The sequence below is a fragment of the Geomonas ferrireducens genome (genome assembly GCF_004917065.1).
In the GTDB taxonomy this organism is placed as follows: domain Bacteria; phylum Desulfobacterota; class Desulfuromonadia; order Geobacterales; family Geobacteraceae; genus Geomonas; species Geomonas ferrireducens.
Map to the genome: position 1 here is coordinate 1,007,389 of NZ_SSYA01000002.1, position 26,294 is coordinate 1,033,682.

Annotated in this window: 24 protein-coding genes; 8 read left to right on the forward strand and 16 right to left on the reverse strand. The window is 61.3% G+C overall.

What is annotated here, in order from left to right:
• Positions 1 to 9 precede the first annotated feature (9 nt).
• The 3 genes from E8L22_RS13200 to E8L22_RS13210 are packed head-to-tail and all read left to right on the forward strand — an operon-like array spanning position 10 to position 2,848.
• Positions 10 to 534: a helix-hairpin-helix domain-containing protein gene (locus E8L22_RS13200; protein WP_136525617.1), complete on the forward strand. Its 525-nt coding sequence runs from the start codon at positions 10 to 12 to the stop codon at positions 532 to 534.
• Between the two features lie 41 nt (positions 535 to 575).
• Positions 576 to 2,117 (forward strand): Ppx/GppA phosphatase family protein, encoded by a 1,542-nt coding sequence (locus E8L22_RS13205; RefSeq protein WP_136525618.1) that lies wholly within the window; start codon positions 576 to 578, stop codon positions 2,115 to 2,117.
• A gap of 26 nt (positions 2,118 to 2,143) precedes the next feature.
• Complete coding sequence (locus E8L22_RS13210; protein ID WP_136525619.1) at positions 2,144 to 2,848, forward strand: zinc ribbon domain-containing protein; 705 nt, start codon at positions 2,144 to 2,146, stop codon at positions 2,846 to 2,848.
• A gap of 140 nt (positions 2,849 to 2,988) precedes the next feature.
• Here the strand turns inward: E8L22_RS13210 and E8L22_RS13215 are convergent, their stop codons facing one another.
• From E8L22_RS13215 to E8L22_RS13245, 7 genes are all read right to left on the reverse strand, one after another.
• On the reverse strand, positions 2,989 to 3,171 hold the full coding sequence (locus tag E8L22_RS13215; RefSeq protein WP_135869719.1) for a hypothetical protein: 183 nt from the start codon (positions 3,169 to 3,171) through the stop codon (positions 2,989 to 2,991).
• A gap of 265 nt (positions 3,172 to 3,436) precedes the next feature.
• Entirely contained in the window at positions 3,437 to 3,640 is a 204-nt protein-coding gene (locus tag E8L22_RS13220; RefSeq protein ID WP_136513529.1) for a 2-hydroxymuconate tautomerase family protein, read from the reverse strand.
• 837 nt (positions 3,641 to 4,477) lie between these two features.
• A complete protein-coding gene (locus E8L22_RS13225) occupies positions 4,478 to 4,975 on the reverse strand; it encodes a chemotaxis protein CheW (protein WP_129126199.1) in 498 nt (165 codons plus the stop codon).
• A 141-nt stretch (positions 4,976 to 5,116) separates the two neighbouring features.
• A complete protein-coding gene (locus tag E8L22_RS13230; RefSeq protein WP_136525620.1) occupies positions 5,117 to 7,615 on the reverse strand; it encodes a glycogen/starch/alpha-glucan phosphorylase in 2,499 nt (832 codons plus the stop codon).
• Positions 7,616 to 7,715: 100 nt separating this feature from the next.
• Complete coding sequence (locus E8L22_RS13235) at positions 7,716 to 9,695, reverse strand: monovalent cation:proton antiporter family protein (protein ID WP_136525621.1); 1,980 nt, start codon at positions 9,693 to 9,695, stop codon at positions 7,716 to 7,718.
• Between the two features lie 50 nt (positions 9,696 to 9,745).
• A complete protein-coding gene (locus tag E8L22_RS13240; RefSeq protein WP_246044641.1) occupies positions 9,746 to 12,478 on the reverse strand; it encodes a cation-translocating P-type ATPase in 2,733 nt (910 codons plus the stop codon).
• Positions 12,479 to 12,532: 54 nt separating this feature from the next.
• A complete protein-coding gene (locus E8L22_RS13245; RefSeq protein WP_136525623.1) occupies positions 12,533 to 13,012 on the reverse strand; it encodes a DUF3124 domain-containing protein in 480 nt (159 codons plus the stop codon).
• Between the two features lie 483 nt (positions 13,013 to 13,495).
• Here E8L22_RS13245 and E8L22_RS13250 point away from each other — a divergent pair, with 483 nt between their 5' ends.
• From E8L22_RS13250 to E8L22_RS13260, 3 genes are read left to right on the forward strand one after another with little or no spacing between them, the layout of a single operon-like run.
• Complete coding sequence (locus E8L22_RS13250; RefSeq protein ID WP_136525624.1) at positions 13,496 to 14,872, forward strand: sigma-54-dependent transcriptional regulator; 1,377 nt, start codon at positions 13,496 to 13,498, stop codon at positions 14,870 to 14,872.
• A complete protein-coding gene (locus tag E8L22_RS13255; RefSeq protein ID WP_136525625.1) occupies positions 14,872 to 16,872 on the forward strand; it encodes a cache domain-containing protein in 2,001 nt (666 codons plus the stop codon). The genes E8L22_RS13250 and E8L22_RS13255 overlap by 1 nt, the downstream gene beginning before the upstream one ends.
• A gap of 60 nt (positions 16,873 to 16,932) precedes the next feature.
• Positions 16,933 to 17,343, forward strand: a complete 411-nt coding sequence (locus E8L22_RS13260; RefSeq protein WP_136525626.1) for a bacteriohemerythrin — start codon at positions 16,933 to 16,935, stop codon at positions 17,341 to 17,343.
• 150 nt (positions 17,344 to 17,493) lie between these two features.
• Here E8L22_RS13260 and E8L22_RS13265 read toward each other — a convergent pair whose 3' ends face one another.
• A complete protein-coding gene (locus E8L22_RS13265) occupies positions 17,494 to 18,372 on the reverse strand; it encodes a hypothetical protein (protein ID WP_136525627.1) in 879 nt (292 codons plus the stop codon).
• 464 nt (positions 18,373 to 18,836) lie between these two features.
• Positions 18,837 to 19,193, reverse strand: a complete 357-nt coding sequence (locus E8L22_RS13270) for a response regulator (protein ID WP_136525628.1) — start codon at positions 19,191 to 19,193, stop codon at positions 18,837 to 18,839.
• Between the two features lie 456 nt (positions 19,194 to 19,649).
• Between E8L22_RS13270 and E8L22_RS13275 the strand changes: the two genes are divergently transcribed.
• The gene (locus tag E8L22_RS13275; RefSeq protein WP_136525629.1) at positions 19,650 to 19,829 is read left to right on the forward strand and encodes a putative signal transducing protein; all 180 of its coding nucleotides are present in this window, start codon (positions 19,650 to 19,652) and stop codon (positions 19,827 to 19,829) included.
• Positions 19,830 to 19,844: 15 nt separating this feature from the next.
• On the opposite strand, the gene E8L22_RS13280 is transcribed toward E8L22_RS13275, so the two are convergent.
• The gene (locus tag E8L22_RS13280) at positions 19,845 to 20,378 is read right to left on the reverse strand and encodes a pyridoxamine 5'-phosphate oxidase family protein (protein WP_246044642.1); all 534 of its coding nucleotides are present in this window, start codon (positions 20,376 to 20,378) and stop codon (positions 19,845 to 19,847) included.
• 153 nt (positions 20,379 to 20,531) lie between these two features.
• On the opposite strand from E8L22_RS13280, the gene E8L22_RS13285 reads away from it, so the two are divergent.
• A complete protein-coding gene (locus tag E8L22_RS13285; RefSeq protein WP_246044643.1) occupies positions 20,532 to 21,542 on the forward strand; it encodes a rhomboid family intramembrane serine protease in 1,011 nt (336 codons plus the stop codon).
• A 4-nt stretch (positions 21,543 to 21,546) separates the two neighbouring features.
• On the opposite strand, the gene E8L22_RS13290 is transcribed toward E8L22_RS13285, so the two are convergent.
• From E8L22_RS13290 to E8L22_RS21395, 6 genes are all read right to left on the reverse strand, one after another.
• A complete protein-coding gene (locus E8L22_RS13290; protein WP_136525631.1) occupies positions 21,547 to 21,981 on the reverse strand; it encodes a hypothetical protein in 435 nt (144 codons plus the stop codon).
• A gap of 230 nt (positions 21,982 to 22,211) precedes the next feature.
• Positions 22,212 to 22,625 carry a PaaI family thioesterase gene (locus E8L22_RS13295; RefSeq protein WP_246044683.1) on the reverse strand — a complete coding sequence of 138 codons (414 nt, stop codon included), beginning with the start codon at positions 22,623 to 22,625 and terminating at the stop codon, positions 22,212 to 22,214.
• A 272-nt stretch (positions 22,626 to 22,897) separates the two neighbouring features.
• Entirely contained in the window at positions 22,898 to 23,293 is a 396-nt protein-coding gene (locus tag E8L22_RS13300; protein ID WP_136525633.1) for a response regulator, read from the reverse strand.
• A 236-nt stretch (positions 23,294 to 23,529) separates the two neighbouring features.
• A complete protein-coding gene (locus tag E8L22_RS13305) occupies positions 23,530 to 25,002 on the reverse strand; it encodes a dihydrolipoamide acetyltransferase family protein (RefSeq protein ID WP_136525634.1) in 1,473 nt (490 codons plus the stop codon).
• 9 nt (positions 25,003 to 25,011) lie between these two features.
• Positions 25,012 to 25,998, reverse strand: a complete 987-nt coding sequence (locus E8L22_RS13310) for an alpha-ketoacid dehydrogenase subunit beta (protein WP_136525635.1) — start codon at positions 25,996 to 25,998, stop codon at positions 25,012 to 25,014.
• 94 nt (positions 25,999 to 26,092) lie between these two features.
• On the reverse strand, positions 26,093 to 26,242 hold the full coding sequence (locus E8L22_RS21395; protein ID WP_162604835.1) for a hypothetical protein: 150 nt from the start codon (positions 26,240 to 26,242) through the stop codon (positions 26,093 to 26,095).
• Positions 26,243 to 26,294 lie beyond the last annotated feature (52 nt).

Below are 26,294 nucleotides of genomic sequence, written 5' to 3' on the forward strand. Positions count from 1 at the left end.
GCACTTACGATGGTTCAGTCGGCAGCAGACTTCAGGCAGTTGAAAGGGGTCGGCGCGATCCTTGGCAAACGGTTGTACGACGCAGGTTTTGACAGCTTCGCCAAGATCGCCCAGGCCGGAGAGGACGGGCTGCGCAAGGTACGCGGCATCAATACGCGCCACATCCAGTCCATATTGCAACAGGCGACAGAGCTGGCCGGGATGGCTGAGGAACATCAAAATGCCTCGGCACAGCAGATGCTCGCGCGCGTGAGCGAGGTGCGCGAGAAGGTGGAAAACCTGGCACAGACCACGCGCGACAGGTTCGCCGAGCAGATGTCGGAGAAATGCGGCAGAAAGCTAGGCTCGGACCTGGAGCGGATCGAGAACGCGCTGGCGCAGATGCAGGACGTAGGGCAGAAGCGCTCCAAGCGCCTTGCAAAGGCGCTTCAAAAGGCCGGCAAGAAGGTGACCGGGCTGGAAGAAGCAAGCCTCAAGAAAGTGCGCAAGGGTTTCAAGAAAGCGAGAAAGGTTGTGCTGAGGGCCCTCGCCTAGCGATCCCCCCTCCCCTCCTACCGCAGTCCAAGGAGCAGCAGTTGAAACAGACCAGGCTCGCCGCAATAGACATCGGCACCAACTCCATCCGCAGCATCGTCATAGAGACCTCGGGAAACGGCAAATACAGGATCCTGGACGACGAGAAGGTCCTGGCACGCCTGGGCGAAGGACTGCACCAGACCGGGGCCATAGCGCCCGCGGCGTGGGAGCGCGCCATCGAGGCCCTCACCCGCCAGAAAAAGATCATCGACGGCTACAAGGTGAGCGCCATCGATGCGGTCGCCACCAGCGCCGTGCGCAAGGCGTCCAATGGTGCCGAACTGGTCCGGGCGATAAAGAAAAGCACCGGTCTCGAGATCGAGGTGGTCAGCGGCGAGGAGGAAGCGGAGCTTGCCGCGCTCTCGGCCCAGCACAACTTCGAGCTTGAGGGGGTGCGGCACCTGATCTTCGACATAGGCGGCGGCAGCCTGGAACTCATATCCGCCCTCGGCACGCATACCGAGGAGATGCTCTCCCTTGAGCTTGGCGCCGTGTTCCTCACCGAGAGCTTTTTAAAGAGCGACCCGGTACTCGGCACGGAGCACCAGAAACTGCGCAAGCACATCCGCAAGTCGCTGAAAACCGCCTGCACCGGCGAACGTAGCGGGATGCAGTGCCTGGTCGGTTCTGGAGGCACCGTCACCGCGATCGCCGCCATGGTCGCGGCAGCGCGCAAGGAGAAGTTCGACTCGCTGCACGGCTACGAGTTGCTGCGTTCGGAAGTCGTGCATCTGCTGGCCATGCTCGCCAGAAAGAGCGACAAGGAGAGGCGCGCCATCCCGGGGCTCAACCCGGAGCGCTCCGACATCATCGTCGCGGGAGTGACCGTTGTGGACGAGTTGATGGACTTCTTCCAGGTGAACCACCTGAAGGTGAACGAGCGTGGCATCCGCGAAGGACTCATCCTGCGCGGGCTGCGCAGACGGAACCTCCTGCCGGAGAAGAAACGGCGCTCCTGGCGCGACAGCGCGCTCGAGTTCGCCCACTCCTGCCACATCGACGAAGGACACGCCGAGCATGTGGCGCGGCTCTCCTTGCAGCTCTTCAAGGCCCTCGCCCCACGCTACGGCTGGGGACCTAAGGAGATGCGGCTTTTAGATGCCGCCGCCATCATGCACGACGTCGGCTACTTCATAAGCTATTCGAGCCACCACAAGCACTCCTACCACCTGATCCGCCACGCCGACCTCTTCGGCTTCACGCCGCGTGAGCGCGAGCTGATGGCCAATATCGCGCGGTACCACCGCAAATCGGTCCCGAAGAAGAAGCACGAGGAGTTCACCCGGTTGTCCCCGGACGACCAGCTGCTGGTAGCCCGCCTGGGCGGCATCCTGCGCCTGTGCGACGGCCTCGACCGCCGCCGCAACGCCGTGGTGCAGGGAGTTGACTGCGCCCTCACCCAGGACACCTTGGAACTCACCCTGAACGGTGATGAAGAGATGTCCGTCGAGCTTTACGGTGCCAAGGCGAAGAGCGATCTGCTGCAGGAAGCTTGCAAGGTGAAGCTCGTGCTGCGTTGCGGAGTTTCCGAGCAGCAGTGATCCTACCGGCTACGACAAGGACCCTAATGATCTGCCCGAAATGTGCCCATGCACAGCCCGACGATACCGAGGTATGTCTGCGCTGCGGCGTCATCTTCGCCAAGGTGCGTGTCGACCACTCAGCTTCCCAGTCCCCGCCGACCTCCATCCATGAAGGGAAGATCGAAGAGACGACAGGGGACATGGATACCCTTCAGCTTGCGGGTAGGCTTGTGATCTGGGCGATACTACTCGTGTGGGGCAGCAAGTTCATTTTCATGCCGATCAGTGGCGAAGATTTTTCACGCTCGTACATGCACCTTGTAAACCTCCCCTTCCACGAAGCCGGGCACGTCATCTTTGCTCCGCTCGGGCGCTTCATCCAGGTGCTGGGTGGGACACTAGGCCAATGGCTCATTCCTGCGGTGGTAACCGCTTCCTTTCTGCGAAGGAAGGATCACTTCGCCGCTACGGTAGGTGTTTGGTGGCTCGGCCAGAGTTTCATGGACATAGCGCCATACATGGACGACGCTAGGGCTGGGCAATTGATGCTGCTCGGCGGGGTAACGGGGAGCGAAGTCGAAGACTACCATGACTGGGAAATTATCCTGACACGGTTGGGGCTCCTTCAATACGACCATGTCATCGCGCGGATCTCTTTCTTCTGCGGTACGCTCTTCATGATCGGCGGGCTCGCCTGGGGAGCCGGCATCCTGTACCGGCAGATTCAGTCGAGGCGCCGCCCGATTTAGCGGACTCGACCCCGCCCCTAAGCTCAAATAAACACGAAAGCCGGAAGGTCGCTGAATGACCTATCCGGCTTTAGTTTTAGGTGGCAGAACTCTTCGCCAGTTTCATGCAAGGGAGCGTACTGCGAGACTGCTACGCACCCTTACAGCAGGAAGAAGGCGGCGATGATGATGACGAGCCCGCTGGTTATTCTCACCGGTGTAGATGCGAACAACAGGCGCACGCGGCTATAAAGCATCGGCAGCAGATCCAGAACGAAATGCAGAACCACCAGCAGTAAGACAATCGATAGTATGAACTCGTGGCCATAGCTTAAGTATCCCATTGGCCACCTCCTTCTCTTGGCGGAAACGGTGTCTGACCCGCCCCCGTTTCGGGGTCCGCCGTCTGTTGCCAAACATGTAGCATAGAAGATGCCATGGCAGCATTGGCGTACAGGTTTATTCGCTGCGTTGAAAAGGTCGTAAATACGGCTATCAAGGCCCCGCGCCCGTTCATCGGCGGCGACCTTTACAGTCAACTGAGTAAAGTGTAAAACATTTCGACACTTTTTTTGCACAGAAGTGTCGATAAATTGAACAGATGTCCCGTTATATGCCCGCCTTCCTACGTGCGGTGACGGACTCGCCGCCGATCCCCCAGTTATCCGTATCCACCTCCTCGATGACGACGACCGTTGTAGCCGGGTTCTTGCCGAGGGTATCCACCAGCAACTGCGTTACCCCCTTGATCAGCGTCGCCTTCTGTTCAGCAGTAGCGCCGTCCCTGGTTATCTTGATGTTGACAAATGGCATGTCCCCCCCTTTTCTCACGAAATCCCCCCAGCCGCGGGGAAGCGCCACTCTACCACACAATGCACCTGAGCACACCCCAAAGTTGGTCCTTCAAAACTCAGGCGGAAAGCCGTAGTCACTGAATGACCTGTATGATATCGCCACCTTCGAAGCTCAGTGTCCCCACCCTGCCGGTGACATGCACGGGCACCTTCTCGCCGACAGATAGCAGCCTTCAGCATGTGATCGTCCGAGGCAACGAGAAAGGAGACATCTTCTACGATGACAAGGACAGGAGAGCCTTTCTCGACCGGCTCTCTTCGATGCTGCTCAAGACCATTCGGGCAAAATCGTAGTCATCCGCCAATTTAGCAGGGAAATCGACAGTTACAGGATCAAATCAACAAAGAGAGGGGGTAAACCGTCATATCAGAGCGCAAATCGACGAAGTAGCACTACAATAGTCAAATTGGATGACCAAAACGACAAATTAAGGGGTCAAAGTGACGAATCAGAAGGGTTAAATTGCAAATTAGAGGGGTAAATCTTCAAATTAGAGGGGTAATTTGCAAATTAGAGAGGTAAAAGTGCAAATTAGAGAGGTAAAAGTGCAAATTAGAGTGCAAAGTGACAAATTAAGGAGTCAAAGTGACAGATTGGCGAAGCTACGCGCTCGAACGGGACAAAGGGTTCTGCCTCCGCTCCGCAACGTTGGGAGTCGGTGAACGGTTATTTAAACCATAAGGGGAAGAAGGGCCGGAGCCGTTCTTCCCCTTCATTTTTGAGAGTTCCCCCCTCCCCTGCCCTCCCCCTCCGGGGGAGGGAGCGCTTGAAGGGGCGGGTGTGAAATACGATTGGCTAAGCGAAGCTCGAGAAGGCTTCCTGCTCGGCGCCGGTGAACATGCGGTCGAGCTGCAACATGAGAAGCAGCTGCTCGCCGTGCTTGATGACGCCGCAGATGAAGTCCTGGTCGACGCCGCCGGCGGCGATGCTCGGCGGGGGCTGGATCTCACCGCTGGATATCCTGATCACCTCGGATACACCGTCGACGATGAAACCCATCAGCTTGCCGTCGATGTCCATGACCATGATGCGCGTGTGCTGGTCGTCCTCGGTGCTGTTCATGCCGAACCTGCTCCTGAGCGACACGATAGGTATCACTTTGCCGCGCAGGTTGATGATCCCTTCCACGCTCGGAGGGGTGTTGGGGATATGGGTGATGGGGGTCATCCTGATGATCTCGCGTACCTTGAGCACCTCGACGGCATACTCTTCCGCACCGAGATTGAAGCTCACCAGCTGGATCAGTTCGCTGCTGGACTCACCCTTTTTAACCGGTAAATTTGCCGTAGACATCGCTTCCTCCGCAGTTGCCATGAATGTGTCGACCACTCAAGTAGTTGGCAAGCGGTGATCACTTCCACTACTTTGTCTGACGTATCGGCACCTCTGCGCTTATCTTGAGGAGAAGTTATCGTAATCCTGCGCAGATACCGTTTACCGCTTCGGCTGCACCGGCCTCAGGTGCCATATCCCCTCGTTGTACTCCGAGATGGTCCGGTCCGTGGAGAACTTCCCGCTGCGTGCACTGTTGATGATGCTCATCCTGGTCCAGCCTTCGCGGTCGCGGTACCTCTCTGCGGCCTTGCGCTGCGCCTTCACGTAGCTGCGGAAGTCGGCGGCTACCATCCAGGGATCAGCCGGGCTCATGATGGCGGCGATGATCGGGTCAAAAATCCCTTTTTCGAACATGTTGAAGCGGCCGCTGGCGAGAAGCTGCATGACCCGCTCCAGGTCGGGATAAGAGGCGACGATGCCGGCCGGGTTGTAGCTTTTGCGCAGCCCCTCCACCTCTTCGGCTGTGAGCCCGAAGACGAAGAAGTTGTCGTCCCCCACCTCCTCGCGGATCTCGATATTGGCGCCGTCCAGGGTGCCGATGGTGATGGCGCCGTTCATCATGAACTTCATGTTGCCGGTGCCGGAGGCCTCCTTGCCGGCGGTGGAGATCTGCTCGGAGAGATCGGTCCCGGGGCAGATCACCTCCATTGCGGTGACGCGGTAATTGGGGAGGAAAGCGACCTTCAAGCGGTCACCCACCTCGGGGTCTTCGTTCACCACGCGCGCCACGTTGTTGATCAGCTTTATGATCAGCTTCGCCATGTAATAGCCGGGGGCCGCCTTGCCGCCGATCAGCACGCAGCGGTTGGTCCACTCGGCGGTGTCGCCGCGCTTGATACGGTCGTAGAGGTGTATCACGTGCAGCACGTTCAAAAGCTGGCGCTTGTACTCGTGGATGCGCTTCACCTGGACATCGAAGAGGCCTTCCGTGTTGAAGGCGACACCGCACTGCTCACGCACGAGGGCAGCCAGCCGCTCCTTGTTCGCCTGCTTCACCGCGTGCCACGCCGCGCGGAATTCGGGATCATCGGCAAGTGGCGCGGCCCCGGAGATTTTGGCGAGGTCGGCCACGAAGCCGTCGCCGATTCGAGAGGCGAGGAGCGCGGTGAGGCCCGGGTTGCAGCGCGCAAGCCAGCGGCGCGGCGTGACGCCGTTGGTCTTGTTGTTGAACTTCTCGGGCCAAAACTCGTAGAAGTCACGGAAGAGCCCCTGCACCAGCAGTTCCGAGTGCAGCGCAGCGACGCCGTTAACCGAGAAGCTCCCGACGATAGCGAGGTAGGCCATGCGGACCTGCTGCACCTCCCCTTCCTCGATGATGGACATCCTGGCCAAACGCTCCCCGTCGCCGGGCCAGCGCGCCGCCACCTCGGCTAAGAAGCGCGCGTTGATCTCGAGGATGATATCGAGAAGCCGCGGCATGAGCTGCCTGAAAAGCGGTACCGACCACTTCTCCAGCGCCTCGGGGAGCAGGGTGTGGTTCGTGTAGGCCATGGTGCTCGTGGTGATGGCCCAGGCCTCATCCCAGCCGAGCCCCTGCTCGTCCATGAGTAGCCGCATAAGCTCGGGTACGGCGCAGCTTGGATGGGTGTCGTTCAGTTGGAAGCAGTTGCGCTCGGCGAAGTGGTCGAAGACCTTCCCCTGGCGGTAAATCCAACGCTCCATGACGTCCTGCAGGCTCGCCGAGGCGAGGAAGTACTGCTGCCTCAGGCGCAGGGCCTTGCCGTTTTCGCTCGCGTCGTTGGGGTAGAGCACCATGGTGATGTTCTCCGCCTCGTTCTTCATCGCGACCGATTCGGTGTAGCTTCCCGCGTTGAACTCGTCGAGGTCGAAGACATCGGTTGCCGCCGCCTTCCAGAGCCTCAGGGTGTTGACGGTGCCGTTTCGGTACCCGGGGATCGGGATGTCGTAGGGAACGGCGAGAACGTCATGCGTGTCGAGCCAGCAGTAGCTCTGCGTGCCGTCGTCGTTGCGCCGTATCTCGCAGCGGCCGCCGAAGCGCACCCGCTGGGTGTACTCGGGGCGTTCCATCTCCCACGGGTTGCCGTCTCTAAGCCAGTGATCGGGCTCCTCGACTTGGCGGCCGTCCTTGATATCCTGCCGGAACATGCCGTATTCATAGCGGATGCCGTACCCCATCACTGGCAGCTGCAGCGTGGCGCAACTGTCCAGGAAGCAGGCAGCGAGGCGCCCGAGGCCGCCGTTACCGAGTCCCGCGTCCACCTCCTCTTCTGCCAGTTCCTCGAGATCCATCCCGAGTTGCTGCATGGCCTCGCCGGTCGGACCGCAGATGCCGAGGTTCAAAAGGGCGTTTCCCATGGCGCGCCCCATCAGGAACTCGAGGGATAGGTAATAACCAGTTTTGCAGTCGGCGTTTATGTAGGCGTAGCGCGTGTTGTTCCAGCGTTCAATGAGGCGTTCACGGATGGTGTGGGCGATGGCCTGGTAACGGTAGCGCATGCTGCTGCAGTACTTGTCGCGCCCCAGGTGATGGCAGTAGTGGTGTATGAAATCATCCATGAGCCCCTGCCGGTCCATGGAAAGAGGGGAAAGGTCACAGAAATCTAGCGAAGAAAGCGCCTTGGATTTCTTCTGTTTCATGTCGGATACTCCTTTTGCTGAGAATGCTGGCCCGGAAAAACGGTCCGGCACGTGGTACTTCATTCGGTTGGATGGGTACAAACTTGAAGGAGGAAGGCAATCACCCCGGTTCAAAGAGCCTGGCGGCGACGCGCATCTGCTCGGGAGTGGCAAGGAGCAGCGCGATATCGTCCGTTTGGAACTCCCAGATCGGATCGGGGTTGGCGGTGATCTGGTCTCCACGCTTGATGGCGACCACCGTGGCACCGGACTGGGTGCGCAACAACCCTCCCCGCAGGCTCTCCCCCTCGAGCGGGGCATTCTTGCGCACCCGGAAGCTGCCGATCTCGGCACCGGAGAGAAAGCCCGCAATCCCGACGGCGTGGCTGTGACGCTTTGAAGCGCTGCGCAACATATCGTAGCCGTCGCGCCTCACGTCCGCAATACACTCCTCGATGACATCCTGCGGAATCAGGAATCGCTTGAGCACGCGGGACAGGATCTCCACCGAGGTCTCGAACTCCTCCGGAATCACCTCGTTCGCCCCCAGTTTGAAGAGCGGCTCCATCTCGAGGAGGTAGCGCGTGCGCACGATGACGTGAATGGAAGGATTCATCTGGCGGACGAGGGCGGCGATGCGCCGGCTGGCGGCGGCGTCGGAGATGGCTATGACGACGATGCGGGCGTCCCTGATGGCGGCATGCTCGAGGATCTCCGGCTTCGAGGCGTCGCCGAAGATGATCGATTCACCCTGGATGCGCAGGCTGCGCACCGTGAAGGGATTGGTCTCGATGATGACGCGGGGGATCTCGAGGTTTTTCAGAACGCCCGCCAGATTCTTGCCGTTCACGCCATAGCCTACGACGATAACGTGATCTCGAAAGGCTACCTTGTCGCCGTTTTGCGCCAGGCTGCTCCGGCCGCGGGTCCAGTGGTGCGGCAATACCCCGATGAGAAAATCCGCGACCGGCCCGGAGATCTTCAGGCAGAGCGGAGTCAAGGCCATGGTGGCGATCGACGCCCCGAGAAAGAGCTGGTACGTCTCGCGGGTAAGCAGGCCGTAGGAGAGCCCGCTTCTGGAAAGTACAAAGGAGAATTCACCGATCTGCGCGAGGGAGAGCCCGGCGATCACCGCGATGCGCATGGGAAGCCCGAGGGCGAAACCGACCGCAGTGGTGAGCACGGCTTTTATGAGGATGATCGACACGACGAGGCCGATCAGGAGGAGCGGAAACTTCAGCAGGATGGCCGGTTTCAGGAGCATCCCCACCGAGATGAAAAAGAGGCTCATGAAGGCTTCGCGGAAGGGCATGATGTCGCTTAACGCTTGGTGGCTGTACTCCGATTCGGAGATGGCGAGTCCGGCGATGAAGGCGCCCAGGGCGAGTGAGAGCCCGACCTGAGCGGTGAGCCAGGCCGTCCCCATGCCGATGAAGATGATGGAGAGGACGAAGAGCTCGCGGCTTCTCGTCTTCACCACCTGTTCGAAGAGCCACGGCACCACGAAGCGCGAGCCGTAGTGCGCACCGAGGACGACGGCACCCGCCTTGGCCGAAACGACGGCGATGTCGGCGAGCCCCTCCCCCCCTCCGGCCAGAAACGGAGTGAAGAGCATGAGCGGGACGATGCAGAGGTCCTGAAAGATGAGGATGCCAAGCGCCGCCTTACCCTGCGGGGTGTCCATCTCACCGGCGTCCATCATCAGTTTCATGACGATGGCGGTGGAGGACAGCGCGACCAGAAAGCCGAAGAAAATGGCCTGCGACAGGGGGAAATGGTCCAGCGACCCGATGACGGCGACCGCGATGATGGTGAGAACGAGCTGCAGCCCGCCGCCGATCAGCACCATGTGACGGATGCGCATGAGCTCCTTCAGCGAGAACTCCATGCCGATGGTGAAAAGAAGGAGCACCACGCCGTACTCCGCCATCTGTTCAACCTGGTGCGTGTTCCTGATAAAGCCGAGGGCGTAGGGACCGGCGAGGAAACCGGTGATCAGAAAGCCGATGATGGAGGGGAGCCTGAGCTTGCGCAGCACGACCACGGTAAAGAGGGCAAGTCCGAAGAGGACGACGATATCGCGTAAAGCATGAAAATCCATGAAACCTCGCTATTTTAAAAAGCAACCACTTGCCTATTGAGTTCCCCCTTTTATGAAGGGGGGACAGGTGGGATTTTTTTCTCGGCTTGTTCGGAGCGGCCGGTGTCCCGGCGCCTCAGGACCCACTTGGCCAACTCGAGCACGGGGAAGATCGAGCCTGAGGCAAGAATAATGACGCTCCAGTCGCCCCGGGTCAAGGAGAAGGTGCCGAAGGGGCGGTGCAAAAACGGCAGGTACACCACCACGAGAAGCAGCGCGAACTCCCAGATGATCGCCCCGTTCAGCCACCGGTTGGCGAAGGGACGCCGGAAAACCGAGTGACGGTCCGAGCGGAAGTTGTAGGCCTTGAAAAACTGGATCAGCACCAGTGAGACGAAAGCCATGGTCATCGCCTCGCGCTCGGAGCACCCGGAGGCGCGCGCCCAGGCGAACAGGAGCAGGTTGACCAGCGCCGACCAGATCCCGCCGATGAGGATCAGCGCCACCACTTCTCTGGTGAAGATGCCACCGGAAGCGTTGCGCGGGGGGCGGCGCATGATGTCCGCCTCGGCCGGGTCGACGGCGAGCGCGAGTGCCGGGAGGCCGTCGGTGGCAAGGTTGACGTAAAGGATCTGCACCGCGCTAAGGGGAAGGGGGAGGCCCGCAAGCATCGCACCGGCCATCAGGCCGATCTCCCCGATGTTCGAGGAGAGGAGGTACATAAGGTACTTCCTGATGTTGTCGAAGATGCCGCGCCCTTCCTCCACGGCGGCCACGATGGAGGCGAAGTTGTCGTCGGTAAGGGTCATGGCCGCGGCCTCCTTGCTCACCTCGGTTCCGGTGATCCCCATGGCGATGCCGATATCGGCCTTCTTGAGCGCAGGCGCGTCGTTCACCCCGTCGCCGGTCATGGCGACCACGTGTCCCCGCTTTTGCAGCGCGCTCACCACGCGGAGCTTGTGCTCCGGGGAGACCCGAGCGTAAACCCGGATCTCCTCCGCCTCGCGCTCGAGGAGTTCATCGTCCATGGCGGATAGCTCGGCGCCGGTGACCACGCGGCCGTCCGTGATGAGCCCAAGTTCCCGCGCCACCGCTGCCGCTGTGACCGGGTGATCGCCGGTGATCATGACCGGGATGATGCCCGCCTCCCTGCAGGTGGCAATTGCTTCACGCGCCTCGCTGCGCGGCGGGTCGATCATGCCGACAAGCCCCAAAAAGGTGAGGCCGCTTTCCGCGTCGCTTCGTCCCGTCACGTCCTTGCGCGCGACCGCCAGCACGCGGAGCGCACCTTCGGCCATGACGCGTGCCGCGTCCAAGTGCCGCTGCCGTGATGCTTCATCAAGCGGTCGCTCACCGTCCTCGGCAAGCTCCGAGGCGCAGGCGGCGAGGACCACTTCCGGGGCGCCTTTCATGCAGGCGATGAGTGCGGTTCCGTCCCGGTTCAGGGTAGTCATGCACTTTCGCTCGGAGGTGAAGGGGATCTCGTCGACGCGCGGGTAATGCGCGTGGAGCGCGTCCCTCTCCAAACCGGCCTTGGAGGCCGCCACCACCAGGGCGCCCTCGGTCGGGTCTCCCTGCACGCGGTAGCGCCCGGTCTCCTCGTCCTGCGCAAGGCGCGCGTCGCAGGCAAGGACCCCGACCTTCAAAAGCTCGGCAAGCACGGCCGAAGGGGTCACCACCCTCCCCTCACGCAGGAATTCCCCCTCCGGAGCGTACCCGGAGCCGGTGAGGTCGTACCACGTACCGGCGGCGTAGCAGTTGCGCACCGTCATCTCGTCGCGGGTGAGCGTGCCGGTCTTGTCGGAACAGATCACCGTGGTGCTCCCGAGCGTTTCCACGGCGGCAAGGCGGCGCATGAGCGCATGACGCCGCACCATGCGCTGCACGCCCAGGGCAAGCGAGATGGTGACCACAGCCGGGAGCGCCTCGGGAACGGCGGCGACGCCGAGCGCTACGCCGAAGAGAAGCATCGCAACGAGCGGCTCGCCGCGCCACAACCCGAGGACGACGATGGCCGCCACAACGGCTAGAGCGGCGCGCGCAAGCAGGTTCCCCACCAGGTCGAGGTTCTCCTGCAGCGGCGTCCTGCCGGTCTCGATGCCGGTGAGCATCCGGGCGATGGAGCCGAATTCGGTCCCCATGGCGGTGGCGACAACGACGCCGCGTCCGCGCCCGTTGCTCACTACGGTCCCGGCGTAGGCCATGCACTTCCGCTCGGCCAGCGGGGCGTCCGGGTCGGCAAGGGGCGCGGCATCCTTCTCGACCGGCACCGATTCGCCGGTCAGTGCAGCCTCGTCAAGCTGGAGGTTAACCGCCTCGACAAGGCGCACGTCGGCGGCAACCCGGTCGCCGGGGCGGAGCATGAGCAGGTCCCCCGTCACCAGTTCGCGGGCGGGTGCGGTCACCAGCTTCCCGTCCCTGATGAGTGCTGCGTCGGGGGCCGCCATGAGGCGTAGCGCCTCCAGGGCGCGCTCGGCGCGGTATTCCTGGATGAAACCGAGGAGGACGGCGAAGAGCACGATCACGGCGATCGCCGCGGCCTCCATGGCGTGGCCGAGGAAAGCGGACAACAGGGTGGAAACCAGCAGGATTAAGATGAGGACGTTCTTGAACTGCCGGATAAGGACGGACCACGGCGAGACCGAGCGGGGCGGCTCCAACTCGTTGGGGCCGTAACGGACCAGGCGACGCGCGGCCTCGGCGGCCGTGAGCCCGGCGGGAGAGCTCTCAAGCAGAGATAACACCTCCCCCGATTCAATGGTATGCCAGGAGGGATGTTGCGTGTCCCTTGCGGTTTCGCCCACAGCAACTCCTAGGTACGCCGTCAGACGGCGCTTAGTCATCCCGGCAGCGCCGGATCATCTCACCTCGCGTATCGCCTGCCCAGGACTCACAAAGGAGATCCCCTGCCCGGAAGTGGCACCGATCATGACGCATTCCACGATGGGGGCGTTGACGGCGCGGTCGGCCTGCCACCTGACGATGAAGTTGGCCCCGAAGCCGCCCGCAGTGTCCTTCTCATCGATATGAACGTAGGTGGTGGCAAGCGGAGCGAGCGAGAGCGGTTTGTCATTGTCCTGGTAGCGCCGGATCAGCTTTCCGCTCGTGTCGTAGTATTCGATCGAGGTGATGCGGATCCAGGAGTTGGGATCGGTGTTCCTGACGCCAAGGGTTGCCGCCAACTGGAACGGCAGGCTGCGCGGACCTGTGAAGACGTTGGAGTAAACCGGGACGTACACCGTCTGTCCCTTTGAGAGGCGGATTTCCTGGGTGGCGGAGTAACCGTGCCTTGGGAGTACGAGAAGTGCAAACAGCAGTGCGGTGGTGATGAGACGCATGGGGACCCTCCGTTTAATAGCAGGTGGCATGGCCACGACAGGCTTTAAGAGCTGCGTTGCGACAACGCTGCATCATAGGATAGCAAAAAAATAGCACAGCCGCTGCCGCGACAGGATATTTTGCTGCAGTAGATACTAAAAACGTCACCGGGCACAGGATATGACACCCGCGTGATCTGGTTATGTGGGCCAATACGTGGTATGATCCGGCGCTCGAACAGTAGGGGAACCAACGGCATCAGGCGAATGCCGGCGTGCGAGGCGGCAACCGGGGTAAAATAGCGGACGAGCCCCGGTTTCCATCGTGAGCCGCAGTTGCATAACGGGGGCGCCGCATGAAGGCAAGTAGGGATTTTCCCTTGACAAAGCCGCCTTCGGCGAAAGATAGTGGTCAAATGTTTACAGGACCCTGCTCCCGGCTCTTACGCGAGAGCGCGACGGGAAGGAATCAGGCGGAAAGGCAGCGGCAACAGGTGAAAGAATATGTATAACGGCAAGGTGATCATTTGTGACGACGAGGTCGAGATCCTCAGGTATCTCAGCAAGATACTTTCGGCCAAGGGGCTTGAGCTGGAGGTGTTCAGTTCCGGCACTTCCCTGATGAGCGTCATGGAAAACCGCGGCATGGACGATGCCGACCTGGTGCTGCTCGACGTGAAGATGCCGGACGTTGACGGTCTGGAGATCCTTCAGCGCGTGAAGAGGATGAAGCTTGAGGTGCCGGTCGTGATGATGACCGCCTACGCCTCGATCAACTCGGCCATCGAGGCGATGAAACTCGGCGCCTACGACTACGTTACCAAGCCCTTCCCCAAGGAGAAGATCTTCGGCATCCTGGAAAAGGTGCTGGAGCGCAGGGAGCTTCTCAAGGAGAACTCGGCGCTCAAGGACGAACTCGGCATACCGTCGGGCGCCACCCCGCTCATCTTCACCTCGGAGACCTTCCGGCGCGTGCACGACATGGCGATGCTCGTGGCGCAGAGCGAGTCGAACGTGGTGATCCTCGGGGAATCCGGCACCGGCAAGGAACTCATCGCGAGCCTCATCCATAATAACAGCCCGCGCGCCAAGGAGCGCTTCCTCACCATAAACTGCGCGGCCCTTTCCGACACCCTGCTCGAGAGCCAGCTCTTCGGGCACGTGAAGGGTGCCTTCACCGGCGCCGTCAACGCCCAGAAAGGCCTGCTCGAAGCCGCCAACCACGGCACCCTCTTCCTCGACGAGGTGGGCGACATGAGCCCTGCCATCCAGGCGAAGCTTCTGCGCGTGCTCCAGGAGGGGGACTTCATCCCGGTTGGGGACACCAAGGCGAGGAGCGTGGACATAAGGTTTGTCGCCGCGACGAACAAGGACCTCGAGGAGGAGGTGCGCGAAAAGCGCTTCCGCGAGGACCTTTTCTTCCGCTTGAACGTCATCTCGCTCCACCTCCCCCCGCTGCGCGACCGCGGCGAGGACATCGAGCTTCTCGCTCGGCACTTCCTCGCCAAGTACGCGGCGCGCATGAAGCGTGACATCACCGACTTCACGCGCGAGGCGATGCAGCTGCTCAAATCGTACAACTGGCCCGGCAACATCCGCGAACTGGAAAACGCCATCGAGCGCGCCGCCATCCTTACCCGCGGCAACACCATCACCGCCGAGACCCTGCCGGTCTGGCGCACGGCACCGGTGCCCGAACCGAAGCAAAACGGCGGCAAGAGGCTCGTTTCACTGGAAACCATCGAGCGCGAGCACATCCTGCACGTGCTCAAAGCCACCGGCAACAACAAAAGCCGAGCCGCGAAGATCCTCGAGATCGCCAGGCGTACCCTGGACCGCAAGATCGAAGAGTACGGCCTTGAGGACGAGGGGATTCGCTGATGCTGGGACGCTTCCCGATCCGGGCGAAGCTCACCGTAGGCTCCGTCGCCCCGCTCTTCGTCGCCTTTTTCATCTGCTCCCTGGCCGGGCTCTACATCATAAACGACAAGATCGCAAGCCAGGCCCAGGAGAAGGTCCGGACCGACCTGAACTCCGCCCGCGAGATCTACCGCAACGAACTGGAGCGGATCCGCGAGCTCATGGATCTGACCGCCACCAACCCCTACAACTCCTCCTCCATCGTCGCCGGCGAGGAGAGCATCCGGCAGCTGCTGCGCACCCGCCTGCAGAACAAGCACCTGGACATCCTGACCGCGGTGGACGCAACCGGCAAGGTTCTCTACCGCGCCCATTCTCCGCAACTGCGCGGCGACCGGCAGTCCACCTACTTCGTGGAGCAGGCGCTCAAAGGGGTCGCCGTCACGGGCACCTCGGTGCTCACCCCGGAACAGCTCTCCCAGGAGGGTATCGCCCTCGTAAACCGCGCCACCATCCCGCTCATCAGCACGCCGCACGCACGCCCGCGCGCAGACAAGAGCGAGCGTTCCGGTATGGTCATGGTCTCCGCCTTTCCCCTTAAAAACCGCGACGGGAAGGTGATCGGGGCGCTTTACGGCGGCATCCTTTTGAACAACAACAACGCCCTCGTCGACAAGATCAAGGATATCGTCTACGAGGGGGTCAAGTTCCGTGGCACCGACGTCGGGAGCGCCACCATCTTTCTGGGCGACGCCCGCATCGCCACCAACGTGCGCACCACCGACGGAGCCCGGGCCATCGGCACGCGGGTGTCGCAGGAGGTGTACCAGCGCGTCATCGTCGAGAAGAAGAAGTGGATCCGGCGCGCCTTCGTCGTGAACGACTGGTACTTCACCGCCTACGAGCCGATCCTCGACCTGCAGGGGAAGGCGGTCGGTTCGCTCTACGTGGGTATGCTGGAAAAGCCGTACACCCACATGCAAAAAAGCGTGAACTCGATCCTCTACCTGGTGCTCTTCGTCACCTCGCTGATCGGCATCGCGGTATCAGGCTTCATCGGCACCCTGCTCGCCCGCCCCATCAAGGAGCTGGAAAAACTCGCGCACCGGGTGGCCCGTGGGGAACGCGACCTGCAGATCGAGGTGCACTCAACCGACGAGGTGGGCGATCTCGCCGAGGCCTTCAACCTGATGACCCGAGCCCTCGGGCGCCAGGAGGCGGAGATCGGGCTCTTGCACCGCGCCCTGGAGCTCAAGATTGAGGAGCGCACCGCGCAGCTGTCGGACAAGACGCGGCTCCTTGCCCAGACGCAGGCCGACCTCGCCCGCGCCGAGAAACTAGCCGACTTGGGGATCGTCGCCGCCGGCGTCGCCCACGAGATCAACACGCCGCTTGCCATCATCCGTGGGAACACCGAAGTCCTCGAGATGTGCCTCCCCACTGAGCACCCGAACCGCGAGGAGGTCGAGATCATCAGCCAGCAGACCGAGCGGATGGCGAAGATCGTAGGGAACCTCCTCACCTTTGCGCGCCAGAAGTCGCTCAACCAGCGCCAATTCATGGTGCACGAGGTGCTGGACGACATCGTTTCCCAGATCAGGCACCAGGTCCCGATGGACGCCATCTCGGTCAAGTGGGAGTACGATCTGAACCTCGGCCCGGTGACCGGCGACACGGACCAGTTGCGCCAGGTGTTCAGCAACATCATACTAAACGCCGTGCAGGCGATGCTCCCGGCCGGCGGCACGTTGAGGCTCACCACTCGCCCTCATGGTCCCGGCAACGGCTGCATCATCCAGATATGCGACACCGGCAAGGGGATCGACGCAGAGCACCTGGAAAAGATCTTCACCCCCTTCTTCACCACCAAGGACAGCGGTACCGGGCTCGGTCTCTCGGTCTCCTACGGCATCGTCAAGGACCACGGTGGCGACATCAGGGTCTCGAGCACGCCGGGGATGGGGACCTGTTTCGAGATCGAGCTCCCCGGGGTGGACCCGATGGAACTGGACGAAGGATAGCGACGACCGCCTCGGCGGCATGAGGAGAGGCTGCGAACTACCACCAAAAGGAGCGATCAGATGCATATCGAATGGACCAGCGACCTCGCCATCGGCGTGGACGAAATCGACAACCAGCACAAGGAGATCTTCAGAAGGTTCGACAGCCTTTTCGAAGCCTGTGGCGAGGGAAGGGGCAAGGAGGAAGTGCTCAAACTGCTGCTTTTTCTCGACGACTACGTGAAGGAGCATTTTTCCGCCGAGGAGCGCCTGCAGATGCGCAGCGGCTACCCGGATTACCCCGCGCACAAGGCGGCGCACCAGCAGTTCGTGGCTGACGTGGAGAAACTGACCAGGGAGTTCCGCGACGAGGGGGCGACGCTGCCGCTAGTGATCCAGACGAACAGGACCCTCTCCTCCTGGCTCATCCAGCACATAAAAAGGGTCGACACCGTCTTCGCGGGTTACCTGCGCGAGCAGAAAAAGATATAGGTACCGGCGGTAGCGCCGCTCACTTGAGGCGAGCCGGCGTCACGACACTCTTCCGCTTCGTCTGGAAAGAAAAAGGTCCTCCCTTCATCAAGGGGGGACCTTTTTTCGTCGTTATTTTCACAGGCAGAAAGCAGCCCGGTGGTGAAACGGTTAGGGGGCCTGCGGCTTCCTCGCTTCGGAGGGCTGACCTTCCTTGCGCGCGCCGTCCTTCCCCTGGCGGAAGGACTTCCGGTGCCGGGAACGGCGGCTCCGCTCACCGGCAGGCTTCGCCTGCTGTGGCTGCTGCTGCGCCCCGCCCTTCTCCTTCTCCCTGTCCTTATCCTTCTGTGGCTGCCCTTTTTGCTGCTGGTCCTTCTGCTGCTCGGGGCGGTTGGGGGACTTAAGCCGCGCGATCAGGTCACGGGCCCAGTCGACGTCACCATCGCAGCATTCCTGGGCGACATACTGTACGTCTTCGGGGGTGGCCTTCATGGTCTTGATTTTGAAGAGCCGTTCGATCAGGTCGCGGGACCAGTAGTACTCCCTGATGTATTTCTTGCCGTCGATTTCGTCGTAGCTGTACTCGGTGCAGGGAATAACGCTCTTCAGCCACTGCGGCGTCACCTTGAGACGGGCCGCGGCGGCCTCCTTCTCGTGGTGGTCGTGCTCGACCTTCTTACGGACGATGACGCCACCTTCCGCCTTATCCTCGACCACGGGCGTTTCCTGGGCCAGATGCGCAAGGTAACGGGTGAGGTCCTCCAGCGCGGCTTCGGAAAGATTGGAGACCCGGGCGTCGGCGCGGTAAATGACGCCTGGACGGTCCACCCTGAAATCTACGGTAGCCTCGCTATCCCCCTCCTGTACGCCTACGCTCACCTCGAGATCGAACCTGCCGTCGGAAAGCTGTTCGGCAAGGTCCCCCTCTGCTGCATCGAGGATGATACCGGTCAGGCACTCCTTGAGAGGACCGTCGGTGACCCGGAAATAGGCGTGGCCGTGCAGGTTGTTGAGCTGGTTCGTTACGCTTTGCAGATACTGTGATGTCATGGTGAAATTCCGTCCTGCCGTCCTTGTATTTCGTATCGGCCCGGGCTTTGGGCGCCCTGCCGGGTGCAGCGTCTCTACCCTAACATAAGCCGGCGCATCTCGCAAAAAAAATGGGAGCCGGAGGCTCCCATACACGATGAAAAAACAAAATTAACCAGTCAGTACACGCGGCCACGAACTGCCGCTACATTGAAACTCCTGCGATCTCCATTCAAAACAATAGCATCAAAGACATTGCATTTAAAAGAACATTACATACAACAAATCACATCATAACATCGCAACACATAACACAACAATCATCAACACATGATACAAAGCATTGCATTACAGGTTATCAAATTACAGGACATAACATTAAAATCGCATCTACAGGCATCACAGAACAGAACAGAACAGAACAGAACAGAACAGAACAGAACAGAACATTCATAGCAGAACACTAAAAGCATTACATCAGTACATTAGGCGGCCAAAGCCTGGAACAGTTGCGCGGGGAGGAAGGGCTTACGCAGCAGCATGTTCCCCTCGGTGCGAAGCTCCTGCGGCGGCGTCTCGTACTTGGAGTAACCGCCGGTGCAGAAAACGATCCTGGAGCTTCCCCCCATCGCGCGAATGACTCGGGCCGCTTCGACGCCGGTCATCACCGGCATATCGATGTCCATGATGGTGATGTCGGGGCTGTGCTGGCGGTACTGTTCCACCGCCTCCACGCCGTTGGCGGCCTCAGCCACCACGTCGTACCCTTCTCTTTCCATCATGAAACGCAGCATCAGCCTGATGTCTTCGACATCATCAACTATCAGGACCCTTCTTTTCATTTCAACCCTCATAACAACTGCATAAAACGAAAACCCTGACCGTTGCACGGCATTTGACAAAGTTATTTGCCGAAAACGTGCCCAAATTGTGCAACATTCGAACATTATGCGGCTGTGACGCCATGTTCGAGGGGGGCTGCGCAAACCCGCGTATACCAAATATCGGGAATCCTTAAGGGATTGGTGATTTGGCGTCTTGGCTGTGATTCTCTTCACACATGATGACGCGTTAAAAATATCGTTCAGGGAGGTGTTCCCACCCAAAGCGCACTGCGTCTTTTCACGGTGAAATAACCAAGGCTGTGTGAAATGACGTATAGCAGAGGCAAATGGCGCGGCAAAAGACCGGTGGGGATAAGACGGAAGCAGTGACCGCCTGCAAGCTGTTTTTCTACGCGGCGTAATCTGCTACGATGTATAGGAGGTATCGCACCACGGAAGAAGGAGGAAAGAGCGATGGTGAAATTCTACGATGCCAAAACTGAAGCGGACCTCTCGCGGGTCGAGGCGGTACTGAAACAGGCGGGGATCGAGTATAGCGTAAGCAGCCTGTCCGAGCGTGCCGTATCCGGAGAGATCGAGGTTGCTGAGGAGGACCTTCCCAGGGCGGAAGAGCTCCTCCTCGAGAACAAGTAATACGGAATGGAAGGATCATCCAAGCGGTCGATCGGAGTGGGCATCGGCGCTGAATGCCATGACCTTCTCCACCCTGATCTCCAGCCTCCATTGCACCTGCGGCAAGCCGGGAGGCTCGAGATCGGGGATGTAGCCGTCCAAAACGGCGGTATCCGCACTTCTCTCCACCACCCCCACGAACTGGAAGCCGTTCCCCGTGTCGGGATCGGCCACCACAACCGCGACGTGCCGGTTGTCCTGCAGGTTGCGCATCGTGGTGGGGCAAAACCAGGCCTCGAACACCAGCCGGTTCGGCTCGAAAAGCGCCACTCCCCTCCCCGCCGCAAGGTGCGGGTTTCCTCCCGCATCGGAAGTTGCCACGAAAGCATGCCCTACCCTCTCGGCGAGGTCCTTGACCGCCTGAGTGATCATGTTGACGTACCTCCTCTTGCCGATGCGGATCATCCGCCTATGCCAGCGCAGGCGTATCGGCCACCTGCGCGAGGGGTGGCGATGACGTCCCCCCTGGTTCTCAGTCCCCGCGTGCATCATCATGGGTTTCGATCGCATCGTGGATGCCCCCTTCCGGAACAATCCTTTGCCGCCCCCTTGATTTAACCGCACGTCAGCGTTACGTTCTTGTAGCACCGGGTGATAAATAGTCAAGTTGGGGGCGCCTTAGTGGATGACGGTATGCAGCGGGATCATGAAGAGGGGGGCGGCGTGGCATCCCCTTTGGAGATGACGGCGCAAGAAGGATCTGCCATACTGACCGGCATGATTGGAGACGGGGACCAGGACAAGGAGCTTGGCGACGGCTGGCGCATCGTGCCGGTGTGGCGGGTGGAGGAAAGGGGAAGGAGGCTCACCCTTCGCCAGGCGCGGCTGTGGGCGCTCGTTTTGGAGTCGCGCTTCATCGAGTGCCGCGTGGAGCACGGCCAGAAGGGATGGCAGGTCTGGGTGCCGCCTGAGAGCTACGACGCGGCGTGCCGCGAACTGAACCTCTACGCGCTGGAGAACCGCAACTGGCCCCCCTTCATGCCGCCGGTCCACCCGATGAAGGAGAACACCCTCCCCACCCTATCGGTGCTGATCCTCCTGGCCACCTTCCACAACCTGACCAACCTGGACCTGAAGGTATTGGGGCACTACCCGGTGGACTGGCTCGAGATCGGCAACGCCCATGCCGGACTTATCCTGCATGGTGAGTGGTGGCGCCTCGTCACGGCCCTCACCCTGCACGCCGATGCGCTGCATCTCATCAGCAACCTCGCCATCGGCGGCGTTTTCATCCTCTATCTCTGCCGCGACTTGGGCTCGGGCCTTGCCTGGACCCTCATCCTAGCCTCGGGTATCTGCGGCAATCTCGCCAACGCCTGGTTCCAACTGCCAAGCCACACATCGGTCGGCGCCTCGACGGCGGTCTTCGGGGCCGTCGGCATCCTCGGCGCCATCAGCATGGTGCGTTACCGGCACCACCTGCGCAGGCGCTGGCCGCTTCCCATCGCCGCCGCGCTCTCGCTCCTGGTGCTTCTGGGCACGGAGGGGGAGCGAACCGACCTCGGGGCGCACCTCTTCGGATTCGCGTTCGGAACGCTCGCCGGGCTCCTTGCGGAAATGCTCGTGGGATGGCTCGGCAGGCCGAAACGGCTGGTCAACGCGCTCCTTGCGCTCTCCAGCGCCTCGGTGGTCGTCTGGGCGTGGCGGCTGGCCATCCTGCACTCAGGGCAATGATGCCTCAGTCACCCCGGCCGTGCCCTCGCCCATGCCCCTTCCCCGGCCCATTGCCGCGACCGTGCTCTTTCTTCCACTGCCCGTAGGGGATGTGGTGCTCTCGAGCGTAAGCCTGCCGGTAGTCACCGGGAACACGGTACACGGCGCGCGGTACGGCAGCGCGACGCACCACATGCCACGGTCCGCCGTAATCGCTCGCGCGATACCACCTTTCGCCACGCGGCGACCACCAGTAACCGCCGTAGAAGAAGATGTCGACATCGAAACCGGGGGCGAAGTAGACGCCGGTTCCAGGGACCATCACCATCGCGGAGGGAGGCCCCACGATTACCGGCGGACCTATGTTGATGCTCAGGCTTACCTCGGCCGCCGCGTTACCGGCGATCATCCCGAAAAGCAGCACGGCAGAGAGAAGACGATTTACAAAGGTTCTCTTCATAACTCCTCCTCAACAGGCTCGGCTTTTTTCTCGCGCTACCGGGAAAAATGCACCCGGACCTCACCTTCCCCACACGACTGGGCGACATCCGCCAACTTACCGCAGGGGAGGAACTGCGTCGCACCGACTACAGACCGCGGAGCACAGTCATACAAGGCGCCGGGTCTGGATGCCGAGACTGAACCCATTATATCTCCGCGACATATTACTGTCAGTAGCTACGACATCACTCACATAAACGGGAGTGGTTTGCCGGTCCGGTAGGCAACCGCCTGACACACGGCGATCAGCGTCCCTTTCTGGTCGTGCACCTTTATGTCATAGGTGGCAGTTCGCTTCGTGCCGCTCACTTCGCGCGCCTCCGCCCGCAGTCTGGCGCCTGCTTCCGGACTGGCGACGTAGTTAACCGCCACGTTGAGGGCGACGGTGACGCCCCCAACCGTCTGGCAGACGGTCTCGAACGCCTCGTCGATGAGCGAGAAGATCGCGCCCCCGTGCGCGCGGCCGAACATGTTGTCCATTTCCGCACGGTAGTCCATCTCCACGGCGGAGAACCCTTCCTCCAGTGCCACCAGTTCCATCTTCAGCGCCTGTGCAAACGGCTCTTTTTTCACCTGGCTGAAGATCGCTTCTTTTAGTTGCATCTCCACAGTCGTCCCCCCGCTCGGCAGAAGTCGAAAACGGCAAGAGCCTAGCATGTCCGGAGGTCGCGCTGCAAAGATAAAGACGTGAAGCGGTGAAGCGACCGGTGTGGATGATCCGCGGTCAAGTAGTCGGGGGCGGGAAAGCGGGCCGGGGGTAAGAGCGTGTGCTGCAGGACGCAGCGGAGAGGTACGGGAAAAGACCTTGGAGACAAAGCCGACGACCGGGAGCGACAGCACCGCACCGGGGCTGCCGCTCCACAAGGTTGCGACATCTAACGTTTCATCAGTCCGAGCTTGGAGAGGACGTTGAAGAGCCCTTCCTTGGACACCGGCTTGACCAGGTAGGCTGCCGATTGCGCGTTGCAGAAGGACTCCATGGCGTCGTTGGAGGAGTTGAGCGCGGTGAGCATGACGATGTTCACCCTCTTGGCCGGCTTTTGCTCCTTCTCGATGTGCCTGATGGCCTTTGCTGCGTCATGTCCGCTCATGCCGGGCATCATGATGTCCATGATCACCAGGTCGAAAGGTTCGCCGGAGGCAAGGGCGGCTTTGTATTTCTCGAGCGCCTCCATGCCGCTGCTCGCCTGATGGCAATCCGCGGTCGCACTGAGTAAGGTGGCGACAAAGTCACGGCAAAAAGACTCGTCATCTACTATCAAGCACTTCATAGCTTCCCCCAGGTGTCTGTTGTGATGTTCGATGACGCCGGGGGAGCCCGCAGCCGATAGCCGCGCCCCTGCGCTTTTAACCGTATCGGTTCATTGGAATGAGACTTTAGCGGCTTTATGAAGCAGTGAGGCTACTGGAAAACGGGAAGGGAAGTACTGCGGGAGGGGGATGCCGCACGGGCACCATTGTGATGTATGAGGCGGGGGCAGGCTCAAGGCCCGCCCCCACAGCAGTCTCAGATCAATAGGCGCACCGGGTTCTCAAGCACCTCCTTCAGAGCCTTCAGGAACTCGGCGGCATAGGCGCCGTCCGTAACGCGATGGTCGGCCGAGAGGGTCACCTTCATCACCTTGGCGCTCGTCAGCACACCGGAGCGCACCACGGGAGCGTCGAGCACCGCGCCGACGGCGAGGACGCCGGCCTGGGAGGGATGGATGATGGCGCTGAAACAGTCCACGCCGAACATGCCGAGGTTGGAAACCGAGAAGGTACCGCCGCTCATCTCCTGTTCGGTCAGGGCGCCGGAACGTGAAAGTTTCACGAGCCGCTCCGACTCCTGGGCGATTTCCAGCAGGGTTAATGCGTGGCACCTGTGAACCACGGGCATGAGCACACCCTCGGGGACACCTACCGCGACGCTCACGTTGACCTCACCGTGATACGAGATGCCGTCCGGCGTGTAACGCGCGTTCAACTGCGGGTATTGCACCAGGGCGAGGGCCACCCCCTTTACGATGACGTCGTTCACCGTGACGCGCATCCCTCCCTGTTTCAACTGACGCCGGATCGCCTCCGCCTCGTCCATGAGGATATCCATGGTGACGCTGAAGTGCGGGATGTGCTCCCACGATTCCGCAACCGTCTTCGCCACGGCGGCCCGCAGCCGGGACATGGTCCGCACCTCCTCGACGAGACGCGGCCCTGCGGGAGGTGCCGGTTCCTTGCGCGGCGGTGTTGGAGCAGCAGCGCCTCCCCCCCCGGCGGCCCCCTCGAGGTCCTGCAAAAGGATGCGCCCGTCGGGTCCGCTGCCGCGCACCTGGGCGAGGTCCATCCCCAGCTCGCGGGCACGCCTGCGCACCACGGGAGCGGCGCGTTCACGACCTGCCGCCGAGGGGGTGAACTCCGGGGCCTCTTTGCCGGGGGCCGGAGCCCTCGTGTGGATGTATTCCGTCGGCCCCGCGGCCGCTTTTTCCGGCTGTTCCTGATCGGTACCCGGGACGGGAGGCGCGGCCGGAGCCTGCTTCTCCCCTTCCATGGGGAAGAGGTCGGCCTCTTTGGCTTCCTTCGCCTCGGCGGGAGGAGGCGCGGCCTGGGATGGCTCGTCTCCTTTCTCCTGCGTCACCCGTTCCTTCTCCGGTTCCGGCTCCGGTACCTGTTCCGGCTCGGCCACCGGCTCCGGCTCGGGCGCCTGCCCGGTGCCCTGCGTCTCTTTTCCGGATGCCTGGGCCTGCGGTGCGGGCGCCCCCTTCTCTTCGGGCTTGCCTACGACGGCGATCACCGTCCCCACCTGGACCAGGTCCCCCGGCTGCGCCTTTAGCTCCAGGATCACCCCAGGCGCGTACGCCTCGAGCTCCATGTTCGCCTTGTCGGTTTCAACCTCCGCGATCACCTCGCCGCGGCGCACCTCATCCCCTACCCGCTTCTTCCAGGAGACGAGCCTCCCTTCGGTCATGGTATCGGAGAGCTTCGGCATCACGATATCGTTCATGGCGGCACCTCAGTACGGTTCGTTCAGAAGATCACGTACGCCCTGCACGATCCCATCGAGCTGCGGGATGCACAGCTTCTCGATCTTGCGTGAGTACGGCATGGGGACGTCAAGCCCGGAGATGCGGCGCACCGGGGCCAGCAGCGTATCGAAGCACCCCTCGTAGATGCGCGAGGCGATATCCCCGCCAAGCCCCGCGCTTTTCCAGCATTCCTCGATCACCACGGCGCGACCGGTCTTCGTCACCGACGCGAGGACAGTCTCCATGTCGAGCGGCACCAGGGTCCGCAGGTCGATCACCTCGCAGGACACCCCTTCCTTTTCCAGCGCAAGCGAGGCCTGCAGCGCCAGGATTGCCATGCGCCCGTAACCTACGAGGGTGACCCGATCGCCGCTTTTGAGGACGTTCGCCTTCCCGAAGGGGACCAGGAACTCGGGGTCCTCCGGGACTTCGCCCTTGCTGTTGTAGAGAAGCTCGTGCTCGAGGAAGATGACCGGGTTGTCGTCCCTGATCGAGCTCTTCAAAAGCCCCTTCGCGTCGGCGGGTGTCGCCGGGTAGGCGACCAGCATGCCGGGGCAGTGCATGAAGTAGCTCTCGAGACTCTGCGAGTGCTGGGCGCCGAGCTGGCTCCCGCCCCCCCCCGGCATGCGCACCACCATCGGGGCCTTCGTCTGCCCGCCGAACATGTAGCGCACCTTAGCCATGTGGTTCACGATCTGATCCATGGCAAGCAGGGCGAAGTTGACCGTCATCAGCTCGGCCACCGGGCGAATCCCCCCCATGGCCGCCCCGACGGCGACACCGACGATGGTGTTCTCGGAGATCGGGCAGTCGCGCACGCGCAGTTCGCCGAACTCGGCTAACAGTCCGCGGGTCACCTTGAAGGCCCCCTCGTACTGTGCCACGTCCTCGCCGTAGACCACGACGTTCTTGTCGCGACGCATCTCCTCTTTAAGCGCCAGGTTGATGGCGTCACGGTAGGTCATCTCAGCCATACACCCTCTCCATTGATGCAGTTGTTGGTCTTTCGAGTACACACAAGGTTCCAATCTTAACAAAGGAGGCTTGGAAAACAACGTGACGGCGACATTAAAGAAATAATGCCGCCGTCATGAAGGGCACTGAGCAAATACCTTGCAACGATTGGCCATTTACGGTACGGTCATAGGCCATGAAGCCTGCCGCGACACTGTCATCGATATCCAGAACAGCCCTCTTGACATTGGTCGCTGTCTTCACCGTCGTCTTCCTCACTCAGGGAGCGGCGGTACCTGATCCCTGCCGCCTCCAC